This window comes from Nocardia sp. NBC_00403 (assembly GCF_036046055.1).
GTDB lineage: Bacteria > Actinomycetota > Actinomycetes > Mycobacteriales > Mycobacteriaceae > Nocardia.
This window is the reverse complement of the sequence record NZ_CP107939.1, coordinates 1,255,646-1,268,913: the sequence shown is the minus strand read 5'-3', so window position 1 is coordinate 1,268,913 and position 13,268 is coordinate 1,255,646. Positions and strand designations below refer to the sequence as shown.

Below are 13,268 nucleotides of genomic sequence, written 5' to 3'. Positions count from 1 at the left end.
GGCTAACCCATCGGGTCGTCCGCGGTCGGTGCCACCTCGTAGCCGAACGGCGGTGTGAAACGGCCCCAGCGGATGCATTCCCAGCCGCCGACGGCACGGGGCACCAATTCGATGGTCTCGGTGTTGTCGAGATGGTTGTTGGTGGTGAACGGCGGCGCTACCCCGCTGAGGGTCCGTGAGACCAGTCGCATGGCGGCGCCGTGATTGACCAGCAGCACGTCGCCGTCGGCGGCGTCAGACGCCAGGTAGGTCGTCCGGAGCGTCTCGATTACCGGCAGAAAGCGGGCGAGCACGTCGTACCCGGACTCGCCACCGGACACTCGCTGCGTGAGATCGCCCTCGTGCCAGGCCCGGTACACCCGTTGGAAGGTCTCGTGCGCCTCCTGGGTTGCCAGGCCCTCCAGGTCGCCGACCTGCACCTCGTGCACGCCGTCTAGCACTTCGGCGGGCACGCCGGTCGCCGCCTCGATGTAGCCCGCGGTCTGTCTGGCGCGCAGCGCCGTCGAACAGAACACCGCACGCGGCTCCATGAGCAGACTCGAACCGAACGTCTTCGCTTGTGCCGCACCACGTTCGGTGAGTGGCAGGCCAGGGACTTCGGTGTCGAGGATCTTGGCGACATTGCCTTCGGTCTCACCGTGCCGGACCAGAATCAGCTTTCCGCTCATAGATCCGCCACCCCCTTTCTCAGCTGGGTCAGCCATTCTGCGGCCGCCTCATCCGACGGCGGCGGGGTCCCCGTCGCCGATGTCGCGGCCCACGAACCGAGGAACCTGATCCGCGCGGTGCGGTGCAGCGCCTTGAGCGCCTCCGCCACCGCCGCGTCATCGATGTGCCCGACGCAGTCGAGATAGAAGCGATAGGTGCCGAAGCCCGTCCGGGTGGGGCGGGATTCGATTCTGGTCAGATCGATACCGCGAGTGGCGAATTCGGCAAACGCGCGCATCAACGAACCCGGCTCGTTGGACAGTTCCAGCACGATCGACGTGCGATCCGCGCCGGTCGCGCGCGGCGCCACGCGAGGCTTGGTGACCAGGACGAACCGGGTGATCGCGTGTTCATGGTCGGCCACGCCCGAAGCCACTGCCGTCAGCCCGAGGCGCTCACCCGCCAGTGCGGTGGAGACCGCGGCGTCGGCATGACCGGCAGCCACGTCCTCGGCGGCGGCGGCGTTCGATGCCGAGGTGTACGGCTGCGCGTTCGGCAGGTTGCGCGAGACCCACACGCGCACCTGCGCCGCAGCAACCGGATAGGCGGCCAGTGTCCGCACATCGGCGAGCCGGGTGCCCGATTTGGCGAGAATTGTGAAGGTCACTTCCAACTCGGTCTCGGCGACGATCTGCAGTCGCGGGCCGATCGCGAGCGAATCCAAGGTCGCCGAGATGGATCCTTCGACGGAGCTCTCGATCGGCACAACCGCACCGTCGACATCACCGGACCGAATGAGGTCCAGCGCGGCCCCTTGGCTCGGCGCGGCGACCCGCTCGACCGGCCCGTCGAAGGCCTCCGAGGATTCGAGCTTGGCAAGGGCCATCTCGGTGAAGGTTCCGGACGGACCGAAGTACGCGATTCGCGGCACGATTACGACAGTACTTGCGGTTGCCGGTGTGCTGGAAAAATTCGGCGCACTGGGAAGGTCTGTTCGCCTGACACTCCCCTGCCGTGCGGCCTCCGTCGCCGATGGTAAGGGCGCTACCGCCACACCGGCGCGGATCTGCCTTCGGGCGGCTCGCCGCACTGTTCGCGGGTTGCCCTCGCGCTCGCGAAATCTGTTGTCACCTGGGCGAATCGGCGATGGCGAGCGGCGCGAGGGAATGCGTCACCTCATCTGGTGTGTCGGTTTCGATGGCAAGCAGCATGCTGCGAACGGCCTCGATCGCCGGTGGTTTCAGTGCGGTCAGAAAGGCGATGTTCGGGGTGCTGAGGGCGGTGCGGATGTCCTCGCCGCACAGGGCAGCGGCGGTTGCCGCAACGATTGCCAGGGCCCGATCGCCGTGGGCGGTACGAGCGATGAACCCGGTATCCGCGTGTGCGACTTCCGCAAGAAAATCGGCGATCTCCGCATCCGCGACATCCACATCGACGGTGCGCGCCGTCGTATCTCCCGGTCCGGATCCGGTGGCACGCACCAGACCTGCGACCAGGCTGCGTCGCGCGGGCGCCGTCAACGAAACCAACACCGGTTCTCCCGATCCATCCGCCATCTCCTCACCGTAGCCATGGCCGGTCGCACGGAAATCTCAGGATCCGGCCGCGGCGAACGCTTGCGGAACGACCACGCGTGACTTAGCTTAGGTTTACCTAAGCTAACGCAAGCGAAGCCGGGCAACACCGAGTACTGGAGGTCTGCATGCCGAACCCGACCGTCGCACCATCCACCGCCGAGCGGGTTCGCAACGCGTGCGCGCATGCGGAGCAGGCGGTACTCGCGATGCCGGGCATCGATCCGACCCCGGTTTCGGTACATCACCTGCGGGAGTGCGGTGATGTGGTGATCGCGGTGCCGACCGCGTCCATGGCCACCGTGCTCGCCGCGAATTCCGGCGCTGCCGGCGCGGCGGCGGTATTGGAGCTCACCGATCACTCGCCGCTGACATTGCGGGAGCCGGTGCGGGCACTGGTATGGCTGCGCGGCTGGGTGCGCACCGTGCCCAATCAGGCGCAACGTGCACTGGCCTCCCAGGTGGCCGAAGACCATCCGCATCCCGGACTGCTGGATGTCGGATACACCGCGACCCTGCTGCGGGTGGTGATCAACTCTGCGGTGCTGGCCGACTCGACCGGCGCCGAATCCGTCTGCGTCGACGAACTCCGCCACGCCGAGCCCGACCCGTTCTGCGCGCTCGAGTCCGCATGGCTGCAGCACATGGACGCCGACCACGCGGATGTCGTCGCCCAACTCGCCCGCCACCTGCCGCCCCGCCTGCAGCGCGGCTCGGTACACCCGCTCGCCATCGACCGATACGGCCTCACCCTGCGCATCGAGGGCACCGACGGCGACCACGACTTCCGCTTGCCCTTCAACAGCCCTGCCGAAGACATCGATTCCCTGAGCCGCGCCGTCCGCACGCTCGCGGGCTGCCCCTTCCTCAACGGGTTGCGGCGCATCTGAAGTCCGCCGGTGCCGCGCACTCTGCGTTGGCAATAGATTCGTGCGCATGTGCGCTGCTGAATCGGTTCCCACCTGGGACAGGCTTGAGCCGGCGGATCGGGAGCGATTCGCCGTCCGGCTCGAGATCGCGGTCGTTCTGGTCGTCACCTTCGGGCTGAGCGGGCTCAACGCCGCGCTGTCGCTGATCGAGAGCGCGCTCTCACCCGGCGGGGTCGGCGGTCGGACTGTCGCGCTGAATCCGTCGCGCGCGACCCAGTCGACGATCGATCTGCTGTTTCAGCTGCTCGGGGTGTTACGCCTGGCCGGGTGGGCGGCACTGGGCCTATACCTGTTGTGGCGCAGCGGTATCGGACCGCGGGTGATCGGACTCGCGCGGCTGCGGTGGCGTTCGGACGTACTGCCCGGGCTCGCACTCGCGGCCATCATCGGGCTGCCCGGACTCGGCCTGTATCTGACCGCGCACGCACTCGGCGTCAGCGTCACCATCGTGCCGAGCTCGCTCGGCGACCACTGGTGGCGGCTGTCGGCCCTCATCCTTTCCGCCTGCGCGAACGCGGCGGCCGAGGAGATCCTGGTGGTCGCGTATCTGATCACCAGGCTGCGCAAACTCGGCTGGTCGGAGAACTCGTCGCTGCTGGCCTCGGCGCTGCTGCGCGGCAGCTACCACCTGTATCAAGGCTTGGGCGGCGGCATCGGAAATCTGGTGATGGGCGTGATCTTCGGCCGCTTCTGGCAGCGCACCAATCGCCTGTGGCCGCTGATTCTGGCGCACGCCACAATCGACGCGGTGGCCTACATCGGCTACACGATCTTGCGCGGGCACGTTTCCTGGTTGCCGTAACCAACTTCGGTCCATTCGCGAATTCACTAGGAGCGCCGGATTCGTCCGTCGCTCACCATCGACGCTGGGCACCGGCGACCATGAAGCGCTCGAACACGCACTCGCGCACGAGCACTCGAACGGACCGACTGCGCCGATCCTGTACCCACCCGACTTCCGGCCGCCGCGAAACCACCCCGCGCGGCCCCCGATCAGTAGAGTGCCTAGTGATGAATGGCGACGACCCCCAGCACAACGCACGGACGCGCCGGGTCCCGCCACCGCCTGGTAGACCCGGTGAACCGCCGACTCCACGTTCGCAGCGGGCCGAGCCACACCCTCCTGGTCCACACCGGGCCGAGCCTCACCTGCCCGGCCCACACCGGGCCGAGCCACACCCTCCTGGACCACACCGGGGCGAGCCACACACCTCCGGACCGCGCCGAGGCGAGCCACACCCGCCCGGTCCACACCGGGCCGAGCCACACACCTCCGGACCGCATCGAGGCGAGGCACACGCCCCGGGATCGCACCGGCCGGGGCAGGCCCCCGTCGAGCCCACGCGAAAGATGCACCGCGACGGACCGCCGAACTACGCACCACCCCGGGCTTATTCCCAGGTCCCGCCCGACCAGGGAGCCCGGCGCACACCGCCACCGCCCATGGAGAAACCTCGACCGGCACCGACGCACCAGCCGACACAGCAACCGGTCCCCTATCACGAGCCCGCGCCACAACAGTCCCAGCGGCCCCGCCAATACCGGACACCGCCCCCGCCTCCGCCGGCCGCGCCGCCATCGCGGCGGGATCGCGAACCCCAACCTCCGCGGCGACGCCGCAAGCTGCATCTGTTCCGTTGGTCTCTCGTCCTGCTCGTGGTGCTCGTGCTCGCCGCGATCGGCGCGGTCATCAAGCTGGACAATTCGCTGAACCGGATCGACGCACTGGCGAACTACGCCGATCGCGTAGGCGACACACCTGGCACCAACTGGCTGCTCGTCGGTTCCGACGGTCGCGCGGGCCTGTCGCCCGAACAGGAGCGGGAGTTGGCCACCGGCGGCGAGGTCGGACCGGAACGCACCGACACCATCATGTTGGTGCACGTTCCGAAATCGGGGCCGACCACATTGGTCAGCCTGCCGCGCGATTCCTATGTCGGCATCCCCGGCTACGGCAAAGACAAGCTCAATGCCGCCTTCGCGTTCGGTGGCCCGCAACTGCTGGTGCAGACCGTCGAGATCGCGACCGGTGTGCGGATCGACCACTACGCGCAGATCGGCTTCGGCGGCTTCGCAGGCGTCGTCGACACCCTCGACGGCATCGACGTCTGCGTACCGCAGCCCATCGACGACCCGCTCGCAGGCATCGACCTGCCCGCGGGCTGCCAGCGACTCACCGGCCCGGAGGCACTCGGCTTTGTGCGCAGCCGCGCGACCGCGCTCGCCGATCTCGACCGAATGAACAACCAGCGGCTGTTCATGGCGGCGCTGTTGAAGAAGGCGACCAGCACCGCCACCCTGGCCAACCCGTTCAAGCTGTGGCCACTCGCCAGCGACACCGCCAAATCCTTGAAGGTCGACAACGGTGATCACATCTGGAACCTGGGGCAGCTGGGCTGGGCACTGCGCGGCGCCACGGTGGCGACCACCGTCCCGGTCGGCGGCTTCAGCGACACCGACAGCGGAAACGTGCTGCTGTGGGACAAGAACAAGGCGGGCAGGTTTTTCGATGCGCTGGCCAAGGACCAACCCGTACCGGACGACCTGCTGACGAGGTAGCGTCGAGACATGCCAGACACCGACGTCGCCGAGCCGTTCCCCAACCTGCTGCGCGCACAGATCCGTCATGGCTTCACCGCCGCCCAGCAATACCTTGCCGCCGCGGTGTATCTCGATTCGAATCGCCTGCCGCAGTTGGCCGAATACTGCTACGGCAAGTCCGGTGAGAACCGTGCACATGCGCTGCGCATAGTGCAGTATCTGCTCGATCGGGACCTGGATGTCCGGGTCGAGGGTTTAAACGAGGTGCAGTCCACCTTCGAGTCGCCTCGTACCGCGATCGCTCATCTGCTGGAGTCGGAGCGGACCACCGCAGCGCAGATCACCGCGCTCGCCGATGCGGCCCGCACGTCCGGTGACTACCTCGGTGAGCGGTTCATCCAATGGTTCCTCAAGGAACAGGTGGCGGACGTTGCGGGGATGACCACCTTGTTGACGATCGTCGACCGTGCCGCAGGCGATCTGTTCGACGTCGAGGATTTCATCTCACGCGAACTGCGGACTACCCCGCGCGCCGATGTCGCAGCGCCGAAAATGGCAGGGGCCGCAAAGAATTAATTAGGCAATACTAGCCTCAATAAGGTCGCACTTGGATGACACGCGCGCTGACCAGCGCTAATGTCGCTTCCATGTCCAGCCATCCGGAGTCCCCGCGCAGCAAATTTCACAGCCTGCTTCACGACCAGATTCGGCATGAATTCAACGCCGAGCATCAATACATCGCTATCGCGGTGTGGTTCGACAATGCAGATCTGCCGCAGCTGGCCAAGCGTTTCTATGCGCAGGCAGTCGAAGAGCGCAATCACGCAATGATGATCGTGCGGTACTTCCTCGATCGGGATATCAGTATCGAACTGTCGGGTATCGACAGCGCGAAATCCCATTTCGAGAATGTCCGCGAACCCATTGCGTTGGCACTCGCCCAGGAGAAGGCCGTTACCGACCAGATCATCCAATTGGCGAGCACCGCCCGCGAAGAGGGCGACTACCTCGGCGAACAGTTCATGCAGTGGTTCCTCAAGGAACAGGTCGAGGAGGTCGCCAACATGACGACACTGCTCACCATTGCCGATCGCGCCGGGGCTAACCTGTTCGACCTCGAAGATTTCATCGCGCGGGAAATGAGCGGCCCGAGCGATACATCCGGCGCTCCTTCCGCTGCAGGCGGCACCGTCTAGTCAAAAAGTATTCTCCATGCAATCAGGCCCAGTTCGCCACGACGAGCTGGGCCTGTCGCTGGTAAATCGAGGGCGGCGTCGAAACGCCGCCATCAACATTCTGCTAGATGCTTTACGAAGCACTCAGCGAGCTGAGCAGCGTCTTGAGCAGCAAGAGGATCGCGTCCATGATGTGTTCCCTGTCTTCCTCATCAGATCGGTGAGGTTGTCCTCACCACCACCATCTTTCGGTGATGAAGAGAACCTAACCGAGAGCTGATTAGAAAGGAGGGTATTTCACAAAATTCTCTGAGATTTTTTCGGTTTACCGCAAGGTGATCTGACGCGACCGCAGACCATCCCGCGAGCGACGTTCATCGGCCGAAAGCGGCGCATCCTTCGCCAGCGCCTCCGACAACCGCGCACCGAACTCGATGGCAGGCTTGGTCCATTCGGTAGCGTGCAGCTCGGGATCGAGGTCGAACACCGGCACCAGCAGTCCGTGCGTACGGAACGACCCCGCGAAGCGCGAGCCCTCGCCCAGGTGCAGCCCGCCCGCGGCATGCAGCCTGGCCAGCGCGAGCATCAGCGCATCTTCGTCTTCCGGCCGAACCCAGCGCACGTGCGCCTTCTCGCCCGCGTCGACCCACCATGCGGCGCCGATCGAATCGGCGCCGAGATCCAACCGCGCCGACGGCATGATCGCCTGCTTGGCCTGCTCGATGGTCGCGGCAACCTGCGGATCGGGCTGCACGCCTTCGGGCACCCACCAGTCGAAGTCCTGATGCACGGTGAGCTCGAGATCCGCGCCGGGATCGATCACATCGGCCAACCGCGGCCCGCCGGCCACGCTCTGCGCAGCAGAAAGCGATTCGCCCGGCTCCGCCGACTGCGTCCACAGAATGGCGGCCGCAAGATCGGCAGCCGGATCCGCACCCTGGAACTGGACCTGCGCGCCGACGTAGCCGGTCGGCTGATCCCCCGCACGCACCAACGCGGCGACCGCACCGGGCAGCACCGTGGCCAGCACCACCGACCGCTCCGCCGCGACATCGGGCGACAGCTTCAGCGTCGCGGTCGCCGACGGTACGAACTCACGTAGCGCGACAAGATCGCACTCCGCGGCCAACCCCTCGAACGGGCGCGCGACACCCTGCCCCGACTGCTCCAGCACCGCCCGCCGCTCGGCGAGACGCTGCGCCCGGTTGCCCCCGGGCTTCGGACTATTGCGCTTGCTCTTACCCACGCGCCAAAACCTACTGCAACGGCTGTGTTTATTTGGCAACGCCTGCGGCGTTGCGTGTTCGCGGCCCCCTTGGTCTCGCTTCCGAGCCGTCGAGACTCGCGCCTGCGGCGCATGCGCTTCGACGGCTCGGAAGCGAGACGGGCCGCGAACTCTAGGGCTCGGTCTCGCTGCGCTCGGAAGACATCACCGTGCCGAGGAGCTGCGTTGGTGGCGATCTCGCACCATCGATGCAGGAGTTCGCGGCCCCCCGACGCCGTGGGGCGCACCCTGTGTCAGCAACCGACGCATGCCGACAACCACTCGGCACGATGACACCTTCGAGCGCAGCGAGACCCCCGCCCAAGGGTTTGCGTTGCGTCCACCCTCACAACAGCCGCAGCACATCCACCAAAATCGCAAGATCGCCATCGACACACCACTCGGCACAATGGCACCCTCCGAGCCGACTGAGATCGAGCACCAGCGACCGCGGCGCGTCCCACCTCCACAACACCCACCGAAGTCGCAAGCTCAACTACCAACGCCCCCACTCGGCACGATGACACCTTCCGAGCGAAGCGAGACCGAGCACTAGAGTTCGCGGCCCGTCTCGCTTCCGAGCGGCCGAAGCGCATGCGCCGCAGTCGCGAGTCTCGGCCGCTCGGAAGCGAAACCAAGGGGGCCGCGAACACGCAGCGCCGCAGGCGCTGCCAAAAAACTCAAGCCGATAGCAGGGCTTTGGTGCGGCCCGGGTGGTTGGTCGCGACCCAGCTGACGCCGAGGTCGGCGCAGAGGCGGACGTCGTCGGGGTCGTCGACGGTCCAGCAGTAGGTGGCGCGGCCGGCGGCGGCGGCCTTGTCGACCAGGTCGGGGTGCTCGCGCAGGGTTTTCACCGACGGGCCGACCGCGGTGGCGCCGACGGTGGTCGCGGCGCCGCCGCCCAGGTAGCGCGATGATTCGCCGAGCAACACCGTCGGCAGAAGTGGCGCGGAACGGCGGATCCGCCATACCGCGGTGGCCGCGAAGGACATGACCACCGCGCGGGAGTGGTCGGCAGAAGCCGGTGTCGCTATTCCGAAGCGCTGGAGTTCGGCGAGCAGCTTGTTCTCCACCAGTGCGCCGTAGCGGACGGGATGCTTGGTTTCGATGAACAACTTGGTGGGCCTGCTGCGCCAGTCGAGCACGAGCTCGATCAGTTCGCTGAGCGTGAGCACGGCCGATGGTGCGCCGTCGGCGCCGAAGTCGAGCTTCCCGAGTTCGTCGAGGGTCATCTCGCTCACCGGCCCGGTGCCCGAGGAGGTTCGATCGACGGTGCGATCGTGCACGCAGACCAGGTGTCCGTCCCTGGTCAGCCGGACATCACATTCCACACCGTCGGCGCCCTCTTGCAGCGCAAGCTCGTAGGCGGCGAGTGTGTGCTCGGGTCGCGCCGCCGAGGCTCCCCGGTGCGCGACGACGAACGGTGCGCGACTGCCCTGGCTCACTTGGCCATAACCTCCTCGTGCTCACGGTGCACAGCGCTGCTGGCGTTGTCCTGATCCTCGCTGCTGACGGTATCCGCAGCACCACGCGGCGCTGAATTCGCGGAGTCGGGCGGTGCTGCCTCGGCTGTGCCGCCCGGCTGTACCGGCTCGATGACCGGCACCTGCGGATCGACCGCGATCACCCAGCGGCGCGCGATCCTGGTGTGGCCGAACAGATCCCGGCCCTCGATCATCCGCATCAGCCACAGCGTCAGCAATGCGACCCCAACGGCAATGGCATCGGTGAACGCGGTGAACATCACCCCGTCCGCCTTGACCTGCAAAGAGTCCGCAGTCCGCCACAGCAGCGCGGCGACCGCGACAAAGCCGCCGAACACCCAGGCGCACCACCAGATCCGGACGGCCAGCAAGACCCGAGGATCGGCCGGCCGGTTCGGCGCGGAGACCGTCACGGCCTCGGTCAGAAAGACACCGGGCCACAACAGGTTGACCACCGGAATCAGGCAGCCGAGGGCGAGCGTCCGGACCGATCGAGGGTCCCGCCGCCCGGACCGCTCGTAGGCGACCCGGCGCGTCTCGATCAGCCAGCCGAGCAGCGCCAACGCGGTAGCCAGCGCCAGTACCGAGCCGAGCACAGCGGAAAGCAACAGCAGGTAGTCGGAAAGGGTGAGCAGTAACGGATTCACCAGGTGGGTGCGGTTGCGCAGCAGAATCCCATATCGCCCGAGTTCAGCGAGGCACGCGACGGCGAACACGACCGCTGTGGCAAGCAGCAGCGCAACGACGCGGTCCGAGAAGGGAGCGAGTCGACGCTTCGGGGCGGCGGCGGGCGAGGCTTTCGGGTCCGACAGACCCCACCGAGGCATCTCGGCATAGCGCGGTGTTTCGACCGACTGCCCGGCTCGTCCCGAGGTCGAAGCCCGGCGAACGCGCTGGTCGGGCCGGCGCGCGACCCAGCGGTAGTTGCGACGCTCGGCGGGGGCGTCGATCGGAGCAGGTGACAGCAACACGCCTCGGCAGCGCGGGCACCAGTGCATCGGGGTCGTCTGCACGGCCCAGCGCGCGCCACAGCGCGCGCAAGGTTGCACCACCGTACTCACAGTGCCTCCTTTTCGGCATTCGCGGGCCCGCCGTGGTTACCCAGGCTGCCGCCTCCGGGCCTGACGCTCATGCCGAGCACCTCGCTCTTTCCGTCAGTAGATCTTCGCCGGGTGGTCGCCGACAGCGACCAGCGGACGGCCCGACTGCTGCCATGCCACCATGCCACCCTTGACGTCCACCGCATCGAAACCGACGTGGGTGAGGTACTTGACCACCTCGATCGACCGACCGCCCTGCCTGCAGATGACATAGAGGTCGGCGTCGTAATCCAGCTCGTCGATTCGAGCGGGCACGTCGACCATGGGAATGTGGGTCGCGCCCGGTGCGTGCCCGAGCTGCCATTCGTCATCCTCGCGCACGTCGAGCAGAATCGCCCGCGCGGCGTCGGCCGCGGTGGTGTCAGCGGGATTGTCGAATTCGCCGGGCACGGCTTCCACCGGCACCGACGGGACCTCAGGGCTTGTCACTCTTCGATCCTGCCATGGTCGCCGCACTGCCGGGGAGTTGTGGGCTCGCGCTGCACCGGCGACTCCCCGCTATGACAGGAGGACGGCCTCGACAGCGGTCGGCTACCTCGGGTATGTTCTGTCCTTCCGGTTCCTGTCGGATACCCCGCTGCGGGGCTGCTTGTGCATACCTCTATCGGAGTTATCCACATAATCCACAACTTGATCCACAGGTCTCGCTATCCAGCAGCACACCGCTCACAGCTGAGGTCTATCAAGAAACCAGCAGGTCCACTCGATCCCGGAATGCAACAGCATCGAATTCGGACGAATCGCCCCCGAACAGCAGCCCTGCAGCGAACCGAGCGACACGAACGACCGATCCGAGACTCCCCTCCTAGCCATCCCGGAGCGGTCATTCGCCGCAGCTTCGGGGCCATCGGCCGAGCAGACCCCGATATCTACTTGGACGGCCCTGCGATCGATTCGGTTCCATAAAAAACGAGAACACTAGCGAAAAACTTAAATACCGGGTTCCCGCAGGTGCTGTCGGTAGCCTGAAGGTATGAATGTGAGCAGGGGGCTACTCGACGGATTGGATACGGCTGGGCTCAACACCGCGCTGTCCGAGGCCACATGCCTAGGACTGGAGGTTGACGAGGCGGGTCGTCGACTGAGCCTGGAACTGGAGGTCTTGACCCTCCCGAAGGACGGACCTGCGCCAGAGGGAAATCGGGTGCGGCTGACATTCACCGGCGTCGGCCGTGTCGCCGCCTCGATGCGCATCCAGCGCTGGGACGATCTAGCCGCGACAGTGCTGCCCTTGCAGCTCGACGGGCTGGACGAGGGAATCCGCAGTTTCGGCGGTGGACGGCTGCACGGCTGGGAGTTCATCGACGTCGACGACAGCGGCTGGGCGCTGTGGAGCGAACTGCTCAGCTTCGACACCAAGATCGGTGACGGCGTTTCCGCGCACGTGCTGGAGTTCTCGCAGGAGGAAGGCATCGATCCACGCGAGCTGGACGTGCGCGTGTGGTTCGACAACATGACCATCCACGACCAGAACGGCCGGGAAATCCCACTGGCCGAGTTCATCGAGGGCGGGGTGCGCTGGTGGAAGGCTCACGACGCGGGTGATCCACAGACCATGCGCCCAGGCATAGTGCCGCAGCTCTGAACAACCACACACCCGAACCGCACATCCGATCCACCGGATGTGCGGTTTTCTTTTCCAGCTCCGCCGCTCAGGCGCCCAAGCCCACCGGGCAGCTCACGCCGGTGGCGTGCACCGGGCAGTAGCCGCCGGGATTCTTGGCCAGGTACTGCTGGTGGTAGCCCTCGGCGTAATAGAAACCGGACAGGTCGGACAGTTCGGTGATCTCCGTGGTGATCCGGCCGTAGCCGGCCGCCGCGAGTCGCCCACCGAACGCCCTCGCGGTGGCATGCGCGATCTCTGCCTGCTCCGGACTCAGCGTGAAAATGGCCGAGCGATACTGGGTTCCGCGATCGTTGCCCTGCCGCATGCCCTGCGTCGGATCGTGGTTCTCCCAGAAATGCCGCAGGACACCGGCGTAGTCGATCACCTCGGGATCGAAGACGACGAGCACGGACTCGGTATGACCGGTCCGCCCGCTGCACACTTCCTCGTAGGTCGGGTTCGGCGTATAGCCGCCCACGTAACCGACTGCGGTCGAGTAGACGCCCTCGATCTGCCAGAACTCCTTCTCGGCACCCCAGAAACAGCCCATCGCCACCACAGCGACCCGCATATTTTCCGGGAACGGCGGATGGATCGGATGCCCGTTCAGGTAGTGCGTCTCGGGGACCACCAGCGGCTCGCCGCGCCCTGGCAGCGCTCGGTCCGGTGACACCATGACCGGCTCCGGAAGGCGCACCCGCCCCACTAATTCGTCATACCAGGACATGGGTTCAATGCTAGGCTCCGCCGCCACTGCGCGTCTGCTGTCGATCGCAGGTGCCGAGGTAGTCGCGTCGCGGGGTCGGCGGTCGAGTACCTGACAGAAGTTCTGCGTGTCCCGGGCGAGTTACCCCATGTGCTCAGGAAATCAGTCGGTACGTTCGCATGGCGAGAGACAACCGAAGCGCCGATGGTATTGATCATGGAATGCGGGGGTACACGGCCCG

Annotated in this window: 14 protein-coding genes; 6 read left to right on the top strand and 8 right to left on the bottom strand. The window is 66.3% G+C overall.

Features of this window, described 5'->3' with window-relative positions:
• Window positions 1-2: 2 nt before the first annotated feature.
• The 3 genes from OHQ90_RS05420 to OHQ90_RS05410 form a co-directional block, all read right to left on the bottom strand.
• The gene (locus tag OHQ90_RS05420; RefSeq protein WP_328407909.1) at window positions 3-668 is read right to left on the bottom strand and encodes a histidine phosphatase family protein; all 666 of its coding nucleotides are present in this window, start codon (window positions 666-668) and stop codon (window positions 3-5) included.
• A complete protein-coding gene (gene pheA / locus OHQ90_RS05415) occupies window positions 665-1,579 on the bottom strand; it encodes a prephenate dehydratase (protein ID WP_328407907.1) in 915 nt (304 codons plus the stop codon). The genes OHQ90_RS05420 and pheA overlap by 4 nt, the downstream gene beginning before the upstream one ends.
• 196 nt (window positions 1,580-1,775) lie before the next feature.
• Window positions 1,776-2,204 carry a hypothetical protein gene (locus OHQ90_RS05410; protein WP_328407905.1) on the bottom strand — a complete coding sequence of 143 codons (429 nt, stop codon included), beginning with the start codon at window positions 2,202-2,204 and terminating at the stop codon, window positions 1,776-1,778.
• Between the two features lie 146 nt (window positions 2,205-2,350).
• Between OHQ90_RS05410 and OHQ90_RS05405 the strand changes: the two genes are divergently transcribed.
• From OHQ90_RS05405 to OHQ90_RS05385, 5 genes are all read left to right on the top strand, one after another.
• Window positions 2,351-3,112: a DUF2470 domain-containing protein gene (locus tag OHQ90_RS05405; protein ID WP_328407903.1), complete on the top strand. Its 762-nt coding sequence runs from the start codon at window positions 2,351-2,353 to the stop codon at window positions 3,110-3,112.
• 46 nt (window positions 3,113-3,158) lie between these two features.
• Window positions 3,159-3,953 carry a CPBP family intramembrane glutamic endopeptidase gene (locus tag OHQ90_RS05400; RefSeq protein WP_328407901.1) on the top strand — a complete coding sequence of 265 codons (795 nt, stop codon included), beginning with the start codon at window positions 3,159-3,161 and terminating at the stop codon, window positions 3,951-3,953.
• A gap of 548 nt (window positions 3,954-4,501) precedes the next feature.
• The gene (locus OHQ90_RS05395) at window positions 4,502-5,710 is read left to right on the top strand and encodes an LCP family protein (protein ID WP_442941322.1); all 1,209 of its coding nucleotides are present in this window, start codon (window positions 4,502-4,504) and stop codon (window positions 5,708-5,710) included.
• 9 nt (window positions 5,711-5,719) lie between these two features.
• Window positions 5,720-6,268: a ferritin gene (locus OHQ90_RS05390; protein WP_328407897.1), complete on the top strand. Its 549-nt coding sequence runs from the start codon at window positions 5,720-5,722 to the stop codon at window positions 6,266-6,268.
• 71 nt (window positions 6,269-6,339) lie between these two features.
• Window positions 6,340-6,888 (top strand): ferritin, encoded by a 549-nt coding sequence (locus OHQ90_RS05385; RefSeq protein ID WP_328412572.1) that lies wholly within the window; start codon window positions 6,340-6,342, stop codon window positions 6,886-6,888.
• 304 nt (window positions 6,889-7,192) lie between these two features.
• Here the strand turns inward: OHQ90_RS05385 and OHQ90_RS05380 are convergent, their stop codons facing one another.
• The 4 genes from OHQ90_RS05380 to OHQ90_RS05365 all read right to left on the bottom strand — a co-directional run bounded on the left by OHQ90_RS05380 (window position 7,193) and on the right by OHQ90_RS05365 (window position 11,144).
• Window positions 7,193-8,113 carry a DUF5926 family protein gene (locus tag OHQ90_RS05380; RefSeq protein ID WP_328407895.1) on the bottom strand — a complete coding sequence of 307 codons (921 nt, stop codon included), beginning with the start codon at window positions 8,111-8,113 and terminating at the stop codon, window positions 7,193-7,195.
• Between the two features lie 698 nt (window positions 8,114-8,811).
• Window positions 8,812-9,576: a glycerophosphodiester phosphodiesterase gene (locus OHQ90_RS05375; protein ID WP_328407893.1), complete on the bottom strand. Its 765-nt coding sequence runs from the start codon at window positions 9,574-9,576 to the stop codon at window positions 8,812-8,814.
• Window positions 9,573-10,676, bottom strand: coding sequence for a DUF4328 domain-containing protein (locus OHQ90_RS05370; RefSeq protein WP_328407891.1), 1,104 nt, complete (start codon window positions 10,674-10,676; stop codon window positions 9,573-9,575). The genes OHQ90_RS05375 and OHQ90_RS05370 overlap by 4 nt, the downstream gene beginning before the upstream one ends.
• Before the next feature lie 93 nt (window positions 10,677-10,769).
• Window positions 10,770-11,144, bottom strand: coding sequence for a rhodanese-like domain-containing protein (locus OHQ90_RS05365; protein WP_328407889.1), 375 nt, complete (start codon window positions 11,142-11,144; stop codon window positions 10,770-10,772).
• A 544-nt stretch (window positions 11,145-11,688) separates the two neighbouring features.
• Between OHQ90_RS05365 and OHQ90_RS05360 the strand changes: the two genes are divergently transcribed.
• The gene (locus OHQ90_RS05360; RefSeq protein ID WP_328407887.1) at window positions 11,689-12,300 is read left to right on the top strand and encodes a hypothetical protein; all 612 of its coding nucleotides are present in this window, start codon (window positions 11,689-11,691) and stop codon (window positions 12,298-12,300) included.
• Between the two features lie 67 nt (window positions 12,301-12,367).
• Here the strand turns inward: OHQ90_RS05360 and msrA are convergent, their stop codons facing one another.
• Window positions 12,368-13,048 (bottom strand): peptide-methionine (S)-S-oxide reductase MsrA, encoded by a 681-nt coding sequence (gene msrA / locus OHQ90_RS05355; RefSeq protein ID WP_328407885.1) that lies wholly within the window; start codon window positions 13,046-13,048, stop codon window positions 12,368-12,370.
• Window positions 13,049-13,268 lie beyond the last annotated feature (220 nt).